The following is a 14,354-nucleotide window of genomic DNA, read 5'->3' as shown; positions in this document are numbered from 1 at the left end:
GCATCAGATACTATTTTGCCTTATATTTATCCGGATAACTACACCAAACCACCTCAACGCAATGAAACCTATTTTTACACTCGTTTTTATATTCTTTTGCTCTGCACTATGCGTGGCGCAGCACGATAATAAAATTATAATTGGCACTATAGACAGTATTAACTCTAAAATATTGAATGAGCAGCGCAAAATATGGGTGCACGTACCCAATGGTGCTAAAGCCGGGCAACGCTACCCGGTTATTTACCTGCTCGATGGCGATGCCCATTTTTATTCGGTTGGCGGTATGGTGCACCAGCTAAGCGCGGTAAATGGCAACTCGCTGTGCCCCGAAATGATTATTATAGGCATAACAAACACCAACCGCACACGCGACCTTACCCCTACCCACAATGGCAACGCGAAGTTTATGTCGCCCGAAATGGCAAAGGTTTCTGGTGGTGGCGAGAATTTTACCGCTTTTATAGAAAAAGAACTGATGCCTTATATTGATGCTACCTACCCAACTACGCCTTACCGCGTTTTGGTGGGGCATTCGCTTGGCGGGCTAATGGTGGTTAATACGCTAATACACCACACCCAACTATTTAACGCCTACATTGCCATAGACCCCAGCATGTTTTGGGATGATAAAAAGCTTTTAAACCAAACGAGGGAAGCACTGGCTAAACAGGATTTTACCGGCAGGGCGCTTTATCTGGCGGCAGCCAACACCCAGCCCGAGGGTATGGATATAAACAATGTAGCTAAAGACACCACGCCAAACACCATGCACATAAGGGCTATAGTAGAGCTTAATGATGTTTTAAAAGCAAGGGGACTAAAAGGTGGAAAATACAACTACAAATATTATAATGATGACGATCATGGTTCCGTTCCGCTTATAGCGCAATATGATGCCCTGCGCTTTATTTTTGATTTTTACCGACTGAAGTTAACCCCTGATGATTTTTCTAAACTGGATATGGCAGTAGTAAAACGCATAGAAAAGCATTATGAGCAAATGGGCAAACACCTGGGCTATAAAGTAATGGTGCCCGATGGCATGGCAAATTCTTTAGGTTACCAGGCAATGGGCATGAAGCATTATACCGAAGCCGAATACCTTTTTAAAATGAATACCGTTAACTACCCGGAAAACAGCAACGTTTACGACTCTTTAGGCGACCTTTATAAAGAAAAAGGCAATAAGGTTAAAGCCATAGAACTGTACAAAAAAGCCCTTACCCTTGCCGAAGTGGCCGATACCCGTAAAAAACTAAATGAGCTGCTGAAGAAATAGTCATGTGGAGTAAGAATAAGCCCTAAAGTTGCCTGAAGGTTACGTGATGCTATAGTATATCCCGATTCCGAAAAAATTGCCTTCCCCTTTTAGTTTCACCTGAGTTTACAACTTAAAACAGCTTAGGCAGTAATTTGCCCGTTTTTTTACGATACGCCGCAAAACCCTCATGGCGTGCCATAGAGCGGTCTTTTTTAGTCATATTCACAAAAAAGTACACCACCCAGCTTCCCAGTATTAACAAGGGTTGCCAATGCCAGGATACCAGTGCAAAGGCACCGTATATTAGTATTTCGCCCAAATAGTTAGGGTTACGGGTATACCTGAACAAGCCATCTTTAATAAGGCCCTTTTTAAGATTTAAGGTGTAATGCTTTTGGGCATCGCTTACATAGTGCAAAAAGATACCTAACGTATAAACAAGTAGCGCCACGGCATACACCCATGCGGGCACAATGGTATGTTGCGATATAAGCAGGTACGGCGCCAGGTAGTAACCCGCCAGGGGCAAAAAGGGCGTTAGCAGTCCAACCTTTAGGGGCAATTGCTGTTCGAAACGTTTATCTGGGTACAGGTTTTGTTTTATAAGCCACAGCAAAGTGTAGGTGCCATGCAGCCCAAGGTACAAAAATGCAGCCGGGCTCCAGTTATCGTAGTACCACATTAGGCACAGCACTATGGGCGACACTAAAATTTTATGCAGGTTGATAACCGCGTTAACCGTTGTTTTCATGATCTTTGTTTTTAGGCAAAGGTCGTATACTTACCTGGGGCCAGCCTGTAACAAATGTTACAAAGCAGTTAACCGCGGGAAATTTTACTGCGAATACGGCTTAACGAAGGCCGCTCTATACCCAGAAAGGATGCCAGGTGGGTAAGCGAAATACGGTTAAACAGTGCCGGGTTTTGGGCTATAAAGTTTAGGTAACGTTCTTCGGCGGTTTCAAATTGAAAGCTCTGTACGCGTTTTTGCAGCATTTTTAAGACCTCTTCGGCAATTAGCCTGCCGTAGCGCTCTAAACCTGCAAACTGCCGGTAGCCGGCCTGCATGTGCCCGTAAGACAGCATTACAATAGTGGTTGGCCCAAGGCACTCAAAATTGTACCGGCTGGGTGTTTCGGCTAGTAAAGAAGGATAATCGGTAGCATATCCGCCTTCCATAGCAAACATAACCGAGACCTCTACGCCCTTATCGTTTACATAATACGCCCTAACCAGTCCGCTTGCAATATAGCCAAGCTGGTGGCCATTTTTACCCCACTCGATAAAAAGCTCACGCGCTTTATAATGCTTAACGGTTAAGCCACTTTTTAAGTAATGCCATTCTGCGTTGGTACAATTTGGGCAGAGCCTTAAAATTGCCTGTTTATAAATTTCGAAAATATCATCCATTGCGGCTACTTTTTTAGGGTGTTCTGTCGCGATTTTTTTTAGCTGCATAAAATTGCCACAAAATTGCTCGAAAACAAAGTCCAAAAGTGAAATATTAAGGGCTAAAAACAGGAAATCTACCGATTTAACCAATCAAAAAAGAGTCGGATAAAAAGTATATAAAAACAAAAAACTCTTCAGTAAAAACTGAAGAGTTTGTAAGTGGTGGGCGATGAGGGATTCGAACTGATATGCTAACCCCTTGTCTTTCCTATGTATTTAGAATCTCAAAAAGCATTACTGCCATGAAATTGCCACAAAATGTCTTTTCTATCCATATAAAGCATTCCTGCTTCACAAAAAATGAATGCCCTATATCGACTAATACACTGCATCAATAATACAAATATAATTTAAACTACTTAACAAAAAGTTTTTTTTAAAAAATAATGCAACTGTCCTAGCTTTTAATTTTAGAACTAAAGCATGAGTGTAAAAATTGGAGCAGCTCACTTTCTATATCATTTGGGAACGATAATTTCTGTAACCATTCCTTAATCTCTAATCCTAAGATTTGGTAAGATTTAATACTATTTGACAATAACGTAAAATTATTTTCTACCCAAATATGTTCCTTATTTAGATAGTTCTGTGCTCCTTTGGCTAATTTAATAACCGTATTTTTTCCATCATAGATTCCAAATTTTATTTCCTTTTCTTTAAGTAAATTAAATGGATTATTGCTTCTGGTAAAATATAAGTAAAAATTAATTTTATTTGTCCCTATAGCAATTGAAGAACTCAACCAGTTCACATCATCTTCCATATTAAAAATATCATTAACAGGCTTATAGTTATCTTTCGATAACGTTCTCCAACGTTGTTTATTTAGCATAGTTTCTATGCTCAAATTATCTGATGGGATAAGTTCTTCTATGAAGTGTTCTGCGTACCAGTGTTCCAATATATTTAAATTCCTAGACATTATAAGCTTTACTATTTTCCTCCAATCTAATTTTATATTATCAATCTCGCACTTATTCCACTCTTTTTCACAAAACGACCATTCTAATAACTTATCATCTAATTGATCTATGTGATTAATCACTGTTTGATGTCTTTCTATGAAGCTTATCCATTTATGTTTTTCATGTAATATTTCTTTTTCTGAATGATACCCTTTGTCTAATGGTCGCAATTTTCTTGCAGGCGTATTATCGCTATCCATGCGATTTAATGCATATGGCCATGCCCTAAAATTACCTATCATTTGATAGCAATTCTTTAAAGCTTCGGGTATATACTGTTTTCTTTTTATTAGATTTAAAGCAGATATATGATCCCAATCAAAGGGTAAATTTGTGTCATCAAGCTGATATTGGGCTGTTTTAAAAAAATTTTCTAAAAAAGATCTTTGACTATAAAGCAGTAAATCTTTATTAAATAAAGCTTTCCATATAAAATGTTCATACGGAGTATTATTATACTTTTTTATAATATTAAAATCTTCAGTAATTTTATAACTTTTGATTTTCCTTATGCCCTCCTCACCATCTAAAGGTTGAGTTTTTAAAAGATTATCATCTATTCGTCCTCTTTCCATAGTCTTTGATGACCAAAAATCGATTTGAGACTCTGATTCAGCTAGTGACCATATGTTTTGGAGTAATTTAGAATGATCCTTGTTGTTGATTCCCCTTCCTGTCCATAACATAAGGCATAGCATTCCCAACGCCTTTCGATGAATTTTATCTCCTGAAATAAATATATCGCCCTTATTTTTAATCCTATATAATAGAAGAAATATCAGCTCCGGGGCTACATCAGACAATTTATTATATAATAAATAAGGTAATGCATATGTTTGTTTATTAGAGTATGCTAGTACGCTCTTTAAATAATCAATTAATGATTCCCTGTTATATTTTTTTTGCCCTATTATCTGAACAAGAAAGTCTTCAAACTCTTTTGCGTTTTTTTCACCTATAATGTTTCTCTGAAATTGTTTAGGCTTTATGCGCATTGTAAGGGCATCTCCTCTTCCTTTTACTTTATCCTCATGCTGATAAAGTCTGTATGCTATAGTAATAAATCTGGAAGGTTTAAAGAGTAATTTACAGGCTTCTTCTATCTTTTCTTGCGTACTAGGAGAAATATGTGCTTTTAATATTGAATAGTTTAATTCTTCTCCCGTCAAGGGTGTACCACCAGCATTCAATCGAACAAACATTGTTTCAATTTCATCAGCTATTTCTTCATTGGAATGTGTAATATTATTGTTTGTTTGATCATTTAAATCCAGGTATAAAGCTGGTACTTTTTGATTTCCGAGACTTTTCTTTACTATAACATAAATACGAGTAAGATTAGTTACAACATATTGAAGAACCTGTGTATCATCTAAATTATTTATACTGTTCCAATTAGATTTAACTTTTTCAAAATGTTTCCAGTTAAGAATATCACTTATCAGTTCGCTAGTATCTCGATTATTTATTGCGGCTGTAATAAAAATAGGTAGTGGTAAGGGAAATTTTGCGTCTGCGGGAAAAAAATCGTCCAAATCTGATACGAGAGGGTCTGAATCTCCGTAATTTTTATTCATTGCATTCCTTATCGCCTCTACGCTCAAAGTTTTTGAATTATCATTCTTACTATAGCCCCAAGGATGAGATCGAGTAATTACGCGTACAATAAACTTCCTTTCATCATCATAATCGGGTTCAATCAAATCAATAAACACGCTAAATGATTTAATTGAATGACGAAAAGTTTCATTGCCAAATCCCAAACATATAGCTGTGGAACGCTGTTGCCCATCTAATAGTTCTAAAGCTTTATCACCATTTACAGAAAAAACAAAAGCTCCTAAAGGATACCCTCTCAATATTGAGTCCCATAAGTTTTCTATCTGGGAAGGTTTCCAAACGAAACCTCGTTGTATATTCGGCAGTGAAACAGATTTATTTATTGTCCACTGTGATATTTCTCGAAGGCTATATATGGGCTTATGTATACTATTCATAAATAGAGAATTTTAGTGTAACTGCCGTTCTTTTTGTAAGTAAATTACCTTCATTAAACGGAGTAAAAAAGTTAATAAGGCTCCTAGATTTCCAGCTATTCAAGATAGTAGGGGGCACTACTTTGACTCACTGGCAAATCCATGGAAGTCGATTGTGTTCCCCATTTAAAAATATATTATGTTATAGCACCTTGAAAGGTATTTTGATCATGGTAGAATATTGTAGTCATCTTCAATCACTCAAATATTGCACTCAAAATATTTTTTGTTAATCACTGCGCAGAAAAGCACAGTCAAAATCTCACTGTTGATTTAGTCTATTGGATAATCATTTTTTATTAGACCTTTTTGTCCATACTATCAGAAATAAGTGCCTTATTGATTTTTATAATATCTCGGACTCTTTGCAAGTGAACCGCTAGAATACCATCTGAAAAATCACCAATTCTTCCATTAATTTTATTCTCTAAAACCTTAAACATTTCTCCTGCCTGATCGGGAGGTAAGTATGAAGAAACTTTGTCTACAACAAAAGCTGTTTTACCAATTCCCATTGAGCCATAACCTAATACATTTGCAGTTTTAGACCTTATTTTATCATTTTTAAAGGTTATAGAAACAAAATTGGCAATCTTAGCATTCATTATTTTCAAAGGTATTTTTGATAAAAGAGTTGCCGATTTGGGTAAATCAACGCCTCTTCTATAAATCTTAGCTGCCTGCGTTAATCCTCCAACTATTCCTTTGCAACTAGATGCTCCAGGTATTACTGCAACGAAAGATAAAGCCATATCAATATTCTCTTTTCTTTCTTCTGTAACAATCCTTATCTTTTCATCTTTCACTAATTCGTCAACCTTTATCATCACTTCTTCCGCCAAAACAATTGGCCCTGCATCATAAAAATCTGTGAATTCCTGTTGAGTTAGAATATTTTTATATTTTTCATTCAATAGCGATAATTCATTGAATAACTGGAAATAAATTTGATTCAATTCCACTTCTTTATTTAATATGCTGATACCTGCTCCGTGACGCTCCAGATTTATTAAAAAATTAGTTTCTTCCAAAGTGTAACTTTTGGCAGGTTTTTTCTCAATTTGATCTAAAGTTTTTTTATAAATTTCGACTTCAGCTAAGATCATTTGAGGTAAAAGTGTTTTCAAATTTTTCTTATGTTCTTCCAAAATTTTTAAAGCCTCTGTAGAATAGTTATCTGCATTAAGGACAGTGTCCTTAACTATTTCACTTCCTAATAAAGAACTCCCGATCGTATTTTCTTTTTTTTCTTCTTTTTTATTAGAACAACCTAATATGAAGCACAATAACAGGTAAAGTATAAAATGTTTCATAATTAAAATTTTCTTTCAGTTCCTAAATCAATTGTATTAGTCACAGAATTTCCGTTAACCTTTTTTTCATACTCAAAGAAGAGATGTCCGTTCTTGGTAAACAAATCTTGTTTAACTTCACCTTGAAAAACTTCTTTTTCTAAATCTAAATGTTTGTCAAAAATTAAGTCGTGCATAGGTTCTTTACCAAATCCTTTTTGAATTCTCCGTACACTTTTATACTCTATTTTATTATCTTCATAGGATAAATCGTAAATAAAATATGCTTTTTCGGTAACAAATAAATATTTATAAGTACCAAATTCACTTTTTGAAGTCAGATCTTTATGAATGATTGTACCCTCATCCAAAACAGCTCCTTTTAGCATTTTATAGTAATCCCCCTTCAAATTTAATAATTGTTTGGGGTTTGACTCAAACCATTTTTGAACACTAAAATATTCAGGATATTTTTTTCTTTGATTGGCAAAATAAGAAGCCTTTCTAGCACTTATTATAGAGTCACTCTCAACAAATATCTCTTTAGTGCTCTTCCATTTTTTAGAAATATAGTTGCCCTCTTTTTTAGCTTCAGTTACCTCTTTTTTTATCCCTTTTTCCTCTTCTTTGCTACCGCATGAAAATAATATCAAAGACGTGATTGTAATTAAGTAAGTAATTTTAATTTTCATACAATAATTTGGTTAATGCTTTACTCTGTTTATTTTATTTATTCAACTTTTTATGAAATGGTTCCACTATAGATTGTTATATTGAATTTTTAATATTTTAAAAAAATTATGCCATCATCCCCCTAACAAAAACCTCCACAAACTCCTTCATCTTCGCAATAATTCTATCACCAATTGTACGAGCCTGTAAAACGCTGGGTCTATTGTCCAGACATTGAAAAACTTCATCTTTTATGGGTTCTCGACCACTATAGATATAAGCATCAATTAATGCTTTGAATTGAGCTTTATCTAAATGTTCTTCTTCGCATAGCTTTCCTAATGCTAAAACTTTTTGTTCTTGCCAAAATTTTTCAAATTCATCTTCAATAGAATCACCATCCTTAATATAAGGCATATTTTCATCAATGAATTTTTGAATTAACTCACGTTTGCTTCTTAGTTGTATGTCACCACCCAATAAATCAATTATAGCCTTCCTTTGTACAGCTGCGGCAGATGAAGTTTTAGCTTCCTTTAATTGCGCCAGTAATTTCAAGATGTAAGCCACGTTAATTTGATCTCTGTGAAGTAATTCTAATTCAAAATCGATATCATCTAATATTGATGTTTTTTGTTTTTTATTGTCTTGCTTTACTTTTTCGTACAAGTCAAGATATTTGCCTTTATAGTATTCAAACTCCTGTTCATCAATCGGTAAATCTTCCCAATCAAAGTCGGTATAGGATTGCAACACGTTCAGTGCTCTCATTAATTTCCTAAAAGCCTGCACAAATTGCGCCTCATCTTCTTCGCTTTCTAAATCATTTACACTTTGATAGGTTGGCGTTATTTCTCTCAACAATTTTAATGCTTCATCAAACTTATCCGCTACCGTTTCATAATCGGGCATCGTAACAACTTCAATTGCATCTTTGTTTGAAAACAAAGTAATTGCATCATCAGTGGCTTTTTTAAGATTTCTAAAAGACAAAATATTGCCTTGCGACTTCTGCTCTCCTAAGATCCTGTTTGTGCGTGAAAACGCCTGTATCAGCCCGTGTTGCTTCAGATTTTTATCAATGTAAAGTGTATTCACTTTTTTGGCGTCAAAACCTGTAAGCATCATATTTACAACAATTACAATATCCAAACGATCCTGCTCGCTGTTGAAGTTTTCTTTCTCACGGTCTTTTAAGCGTTTACTAATATTTTTGAAATAATTTTCAAATTGCTGGCTGTCTTTGGTAGAGAAACTTGTGTTGTACATTTTGTTGTAATCACCAATGTAAGTTTCCAATTTGTCCCTGGTACGTTTTGATTGATAAGATGTTCGAGGTTCTGCCAAAACATCAAAATCTACCTCGTCACCAGGCAGAAAATCCTTTGCCTCGTCTGAATCTTCATTAGTGCCATATGTAAAAATGGTAGCGATACGCAAATCATGTTCTCCGGCTTCTTTCTTTTCCTGAAAAAGATCATAGTACTGAATTACATTATCAATACTACTCACAGCTAAAAGTGCCGAGTACTCTTTATTAAAGGTTTTTTGATTGTGGTAGGCAATAATATAATCAACTATCTTGTTGATTCTTTTGTCTGAATCCAAAACTTCCTGCCGGTCTATATCTTCTACCTCAATATCAATAAAGGTGTTGCTCTTATTTTTGTATTTGCCCACATATTCTATACCAAAACGCAATACATTTTGATCGCGAATAGCATCGGTAATTACATATTTGTGCAGGCAGTTGGCAAACAAATCTTTAGTGGTTCGTTTTCCAAAATCATTTTTTGAAGCGTTCTCTGCAAATATGGGCGTGCCAGTAAAACCGATTAACTGGCTCTTATCAAAAAACTTGGTAATGCGCCCGTGGGTTTCTCCAAACTGAGAACGGTGGCATTCGTCAAAAATAAACACTATTTTCTTGTGGCGCAGGGCTTCTATTTTACCGGCAAAACGGTCTGATACAGCATTGTTTAATTTTTGAATCGTCGTTAACACCAACTTAGTATTATCGGTTAACTGCCGCACCAGCGATTGCGTATTATCGGTAACATCAACACTGTCTTTTTTAAAGGCGTTAAACTCGTTCATGGTTTGATAATCCAAATCTTTTCTATCTACCACAAAAACAACTTTGTGTACCTCGGGCAAGTCTACTAAAATCTGGCTGGCCTTAAACGATGTTAGGGTTTTGCCCGACCCGGTAGTGTGCCATATATAAGCGTTATCATTAGTGTTTTTAACCTGATTTATAATCGCCTCGGTAGCAAAGTATTGGTAGGGCCGCAGCACCATCATCACTTTATGCGTTTCGTTAATCACTATATAATGCGCTATCATTTTACCCAAATGCATTGGGTTAAGAAATGCCGCCGCAAAAGCGGTTAAATCGGTAACATTTTTATTGGCACTATCTGCCAAAAAAAACGTTTGCTTAACCGACTGTAATTTATTATTGGCCAAATACTTAGTATTACCACCATTGCTTATTACAAACAATTGCACATATTGAAACAAGCCATGATTACTCCAAAAAGAATGCATTTGGTAGCGATTGATTTGGTTGAAAGCTTCTTTAATTTCTATTCCCGATCGTTTTAGTTCTATTTGAACTAAAGGTAAGCCGTTGACCAGCAGCGTTACATCGAACCGGTTTTTGTAACTGCCCTCCAGGCTTATTTGGTTGGTAACCTGATATAAATTCTGGTTAGTGTCTTCGGAATTAAAAAACCGAACGTAAAACGAGGTGCCGTCTTCTTTATCCAATTGAAAGCGATCGCGCAGTGTTTTAGCCTTTTCAAAAACATTGCCTTTGGCCAAATGATTTAAAACGGCATCAAAGTCTTTAGCCGTAAATGTAGTTTGGTTAAACACTTCGAGTTGGCTTTTTAGGTTAGCCACTAAAACGGTTCCATCCTCAATTTTTACAGATGTAAACCCTAAACCTGCCAATTGCTTGATTAAGTTGTTTTCTAATACGGCTTCTGATTGGTGGCTCATTTTATATTATTCCATGTTTTACATTTATCATAAAACTCATTCAAAGTTTTATTTATTTTTTCTTCTGTAAATAACTCAATCCATTCCTCATAAGTAATTATACCTACCGTGCACTTTTCTACTTTACAAAGGATTTCATCTTCATTCACTTTTTTACTGTTATGCAAATTATGATGTTCAAATCTTTGGCGTATTTCATTTTTGATTTTCTCACTTGCTACCAAATCTTTAATCGATATTCCGGCTCTGTTTTTTTTAACTGCCTTAGTAGCCGGAAGAACAACATAGAAAAAAGTTTTACAATCTAATTTAGTATTTTCAGCAATACAAACAACTGTTCTGCTTGCTTGATTATAATTTTCAGCATTAGTTGTGAATGAACTTAATGGACTTCCCATTTTAGCTTCAATAATGCCAAAGGTATCAGCATTTGGATTTACCACTATTTTCCCACTTCCTTCGCCATTTTGCTTATAATTTACATCAAAATTGCCTAACGCAATATCAGCATGAGTATAGCCTTCCTTAGCTTTTGAAACACCCACAAAAGGACTGGAAAGTAATGCTTCCGAAGTCCAATTTTCTATTTTGGAAAATTCAATTTCCTTTAATGTAATATTTTGTTGTTTAGAATAATAAACCAATAACCGCGTCATCCAGCCTTCATTGTATATTTCGGTTGGTTTGATGTTAGTAAAAACATTGCTGTTTTCTATTGATGCTATTATGTCTATAATCTCTTTCATAACTACACAAACAGTTGCTGTAACAGCCCTTTTTTAAAGCGTTGCGACTTCGCCATTTGCTGGCCGGTATGTGCTATTTTAGCATCGATACCCGATAAAAAAGCAGCGATTTTTTTTTGTTCGGGTAGGGATGGAATGCCACATACTTCATTAGAATAATCTTTAAAATAAATATGCGGAATAGTACTTCCTGTAACATATTTACTAAAATCAATATTTGAAAGTAAGCAATATAAGAAATATGTATCAATACTTTGCTTTGGGCTTATAATTTCCATTGTACCTAACACAGAAGATTTTCCTTTACAATATAATAACCTTCCAACTCCAGCACCATCTTTTACAATACTGATATAATCGTTTTCTTCTTTATAAAAATCAACTTTTTTTAATACTCCTGAAGCCCCATAAATAATAAAATCACCAAAATTTTCTTCAATTTTATTTGCGGAAATATTTGAAGATTTTTTACTTGCAACTTCCCCAAACTTTTTCTCCTCCCAATCCGGATAATCCGCTCCATTGGCATCTTTAAACCGCAAGGCACCCGAAAACAATTGCTGTATTACGCCTTTTTTGTACTGAGCTAAAAGTTCGTTTTTACGGCTAAGCTGTTGTATTTTTTCATCGACCACACTTAAAAAAGACGCTATTTTTTGTTGCTCGTGAAATGAAGGTGCAGTTATTTTTAGTTTTTTAAAATAGGGTAAACCAATTGTTTTGATAGTGCTACCAATTGCAATTCTCTCAAATTCGGGTTTTAATATTTGCAGAACATTGTATAAGAACCAATTAGAGGAAACGTTTTCCTTTGTAGTCCAAACAATAAAATGCTGGCTCACAGCCATAGACTTTTTCATTACAGCACTTTTACCAACACCAGCATCTCTTGATAGTAGTACTGAACCTGCTGGATGAAGAACAGCTGATGAATTATCAAGTCCTAATTGACTTATTTTAGTATTAGTAAATTCGATGTAGCCGTTATCAAGTTTTTTAGAGTCAGTTAATGAAATCCAATTAATATCGCCATTGTAATATTCTGAATAACTTTTATTTGGTGTGTGTCCAGAGCCTCGCTTAGCAAAATCTTCTAATAAAATTTCTTTCCACTCACCTTCAAATCCCTTAAACCTCAATTGCGGCACCAAAGCTTTTTTCTCTTCGTTTTTTAAAATTGCTGTACTCATTAGAATGGGGTTTCAATTCCTAATTCTGCACAAAAAGCGGCAATTGTAGCATCGGTAGTGGCGCCCTGTGTTGCCAGTTGGCGCAGCTCGGTGGTTATGGCGTTTAAATCTATGGCGGCATCTTCTTCAAACGTATCTACATAGCGCGGTATGTTCAGGTTATAATCGTTAGTGGCCACTTCGCTAAGCGGTGCCACATGGCTGTACCGAGCTTCGGTGGTGCGGTCGGTATAGGTACTAATAATTTTAGCAATATTCGCGGTGCTCAGCACGTTTTGGGTTTTTACCTTATCATAGTGCTGGCTTGCATCTATAAACAAAATATCATTGGGGTGCTGCCGTTCTTTCTTCAACACTAAAATACACGTAGGTATACTTGTGCCGTAAAAAATATTGGCGGGTAAGCCTATTACGGCATCCAAGTAGTTTTTTTCCTGTATCAAATACTCCCGTATGTGGCCCTCGGCACCCCCACGAAACAACACGCCGTGCGGTAGTACAATAGCCATGGTGCCGTTATCGGCCAGCTGGTGTACCATGTGTTGCACAAAAGCAAAATCGGCCTTGCTGCCCGGGGCCAGTTTGCCGTATGCAGAGAAGCGTTCGTCAGTCATGTGCAGCGGGCTTGCACTCCAGTTTGCAGAGAACGGCGGATTAGCCACAATGGCTTCAAAACGCATATCATAATGCTGCGGGCGTTCCAGCGTATCTTCATTTTTTATATCAAAACGTTTGTAATGCACATCGTGCATTATCATATTCATGCGGCATAAATTATAGGTGGTAGGGTTCATTTCCTGTCCGTAAAAAGCACTTACGTTTTTTACCTCTTTTGCTACACGCAGTAACAACGACCCCGAGCCGCAGGTAGGATCGTATACGCTTTTAAGCTGGTCTTTGCCCACCGTAACCAGTTGCGCTAAAATGCTGCTTACCTGCTGCGGCGTATAAAATTCGCCTGCTTTTTTGCCTGCGCCGCTCGCAAATTGGCCTATAAGATATTCGTAGGCATCGCCCAGTACATCGCTGTCGGTATTTTCTAAATCAAAATCAATTTCGTCTAAATGCACCAGCACTTTTACAATCAGTTCGTTTTTATCTGCCTCTGATTTCCCAAGCTTGTGCGACGTTAAATCCAGGTCAGAAAACAGGTTGCCAAAATCTTCCTCGCTTTCAGACCCCATGGTGCTTTGCTCAATGTGCAAAAGTACTTTAGCTAAATCGCCCAAAATAAAATTGTTCTTGCCGCCGGTGTTACCTCTTCGTGCCAACTCCGAAAATAATTCAGACGGCAATAAAAAGTAGCCCAGTTTGTCTAGTGCTAACTGTTTAATTTCTTCGAGTAGAGCCTCTTCTTCAGCATGCCCTTCAATTTGCTGAAAAGTCAAACCATCCGGTTTCAGGATGGTATTGGCATATAAATCCATTTTTGTACTCAGGTACTTGTAGAAAATAAAACCTAATATGTAATCTCTAAAATCATCGGCATCCATTTTTCCACGAAGGGTATTGGCAATATTCCAGAGTTGTTGTTCTAATTTTTGTTTTTGTTCGGCTGCCATCAAGCAAGTATGATTGTTTTTTAAATAAGGAATTTATGACTGCTAAAGTATCGAATATAAACGGAAGTGAAAACCGTAAAGAAATTAAATCTAATCAATATAAAAAAAGACCGCTTCTCAGCGGTCTCCATCAGTCACAGCAACACGAAGTTACTATTTATTCATAAGT

10 protein-coding genes are annotated in these 14,354 nt (G+C 36.2%); 1 reads left to right on the top strand and 9 read right to left on the bottom strand.

Features of this window, described 5'->3' with window-relative positions:
- The first annotated feature begins 61 nt into the window (after positions 1 to 61).
- Entirely contained in the window at positions 62 to 1,282 is a 1,221-nt protein-coding gene (locus G509_RS0106325) for an alpha/beta hydrolase-fold protein (protein ID WP_026990739.1), read from the top strand.
- 112 nt (positions 1,283 to 1,394) lie between these two features.
- Here the strand turns inward: G509_RS0106325 and G509_RS21575 are convergent, their stop codons facing one another.
- The 9 genes from G509_RS21575 to G509_RS0106275 all read right to left on the bottom strand — a co-directional run bounded on the left by G509_RS21575 (position 1,395) and on the right by G509_RS0106275 (position 14,185).
- Positions 1,395 to 2,015, bottom strand: coding sequence for a DUF1295 domain-containing protein (locus tag G509_RS21575; protein ID WP_035738626.1), 621 nt, complete (start codon positions 2,013 to 2,015; stop codon positions 1,395 to 1,397).
- 68 nt (positions 2,016 to 2,083) lie between these two features.
- A complete protein-coding gene (locus tag G509_RS0106315) occupies positions 2,084 to 2,722 on the bottom strand; it encodes a Crp/Fnr family transcriptional regulator (protein WP_131450724.1) in 639 nt (212 codons plus the stop codon).
- Between the two features lie 391 nt (positions 2,723 to 3,113).
- Entirely contained in the window at positions 3,114 to 5,678 is a 2,565-nt protein-coding gene (locus G509_RS0106310; protein ID WP_026990737.1) for a DUF262 domain-containing protein, read from the bottom strand.
- Between the two features lie 338 nt (positions 5,679 to 6,016).
- Positions 6,017 to 7,030: a hypothetical protein gene (locus G509_RS0106300; RefSeq protein ID WP_026990736.1), complete on the bottom strand. Its 1,014-nt coding sequence runs from the start codon at positions 7,028 to 7,030 to the stop codon at positions 6,017 to 6,019.
- Between the two features lie 2 nt (positions 7,031 to 7,032).
- On the bottom strand, positions 7,033 to 7,701 hold the full coding sequence (locus G509_RS0106295) for a hypothetical protein (RefSeq protein ID WP_026990735.1): 669 nt from the start codon (positions 7,699 to 7,701) through the stop codon (positions 7,033 to 7,035).
- 106 nt (positions 7,702 to 7,807) lie between these two features.
- Positions 7,808 to 10,687 carry a type I restriction endonuclease subunit R gene (locus G509_RS0106290; RefSeq protein ID WP_026990734.1) on the bottom strand — a complete coding sequence of 960 codons (2,880 nt, stop codon included), beginning with the start codon at positions 10,685 to 10,687 and terminating at the stop codon, positions 7,808 to 7,810.
- Complete coding sequence (locus tag G509_RS0106285; RefSeq protein ID WP_026990733.1) at positions 10,684 to 11,433, bottom strand: hypothetical protein; 750 nt, start codon at positions 11,431 to 11,433, stop codon at positions 10,684 to 10,686. The genes G509_RS0106290 and G509_RS0106285 overlap by 4 nt, the downstream gene beginning before the upstream one ends.
- 2 nt (positions 11,434 to 11,435) lie before the next feature.
- Positions 11,436 to 12,623, bottom strand: a complete 1,188-nt coding sequence (locus G509_RS23530) for a restriction endonuclease subunit S (RefSeq protein WP_051199983.1) — start codon at positions 12,621 to 12,623, stop codon at positions 11,436 to 11,438.
- Positions 12,623 to 14,185, bottom strand: coding sequence for a type I restriction-modification system subunit M (locus G509_RS0106275; RefSeq protein WP_026990732.1), 1,563 nt, complete (start codon positions 14,183 to 14,185; stop codon positions 12,623 to 12,625). Before G509_RS0106275 ends, G509_RS23530 begins: the two co-directional genes overlap by 1 nt.
- Positions 14,186 to 14,354 lie beyond the last annotated feature (169 nt).

Origin of the sequence: Flavobacterium subsaxonicum WB 4.1-42 = DSM 21790, assembly GCF_000422725.1 — a bacterium.
Classification (GTDB): Bacteria; Bacteroidota; Bacteroidia; order Flavobacteriales; family Flavobacteriaceae; genus Flavobacterium; species Flavobacterium subsaxonicum.
Note: the sequence above shows the minus strand (reverse complement) of the source record. Positions and strands in the feature narration are given on the sequence as shown.

Coding starts and splice junctions, on each gene's coding strand:
- G509_RS0106325 (WP_026990739.1), top strand. CDS start 62: ATGAAACCTATTTTTACACTCGTTTTTATATTCTTTTGCTCTGCACTA.
- G509_RS21575 (WP_035738626.1), bottom strand. CDS start 2,015: ATGAAAACAACGGTTAACGCGGTTATCAACCTGCATAAAATTTTAGTG.
- G509_RS0106315 (WP_131450724.1), bottom strand. CDS start 2,722: ATGCAGCTAAAAAAAATCGCGACAGAACACCCTAAAAAAGTAGCCGCA.
- G509_RS0106310 (WP_026990737.1), bottom strand. CDS start 5,678: ATGAATAGTATACATAAGCCCATATATAGCCTTCGAGAAATATCACAG.
- G509_RS0106300 (WP_026990736.1), bottom strand. CDS start 7,030: ATGAAACATTTTATACTTTACCTGTTATTGTGCTTCATATTAGGTTGT.
- G509_RS0106295 (WP_026990735.1), bottom strand. CDS start 7,701: ATGAAAATTAAAATTACTTACTTAATTACAATCACGTCTTTGATATTA.
- G509_RS0106290 (WP_026990734.1), bottom strand. CDS start 10,687: ATGAGCCACCAATCAGAAGCCGTATTAGAAAACAACTTAATCAAGCAA.
- G509_RS0106285 (WP_026990733.1), bottom strand. CDS start 11,433: ATGAAAGAGATTATAGACATAATAGCATCAATAGAAAACAGCAATGTT.
- G509_RS23530 (WP_051199983.1), bottom strand. CDS start 12,623: ATGAGTACAGCAATTTTAAAAAACGAAGAGAAAAAAGCTTTGGTGCCG.
- G509_RS0106275 (WP_026990732.1), bottom strand. CDS start 14,185: ATGGCAGCCGAACAAAAACAAAAATTAGAACAACAACTCTGGAATATT.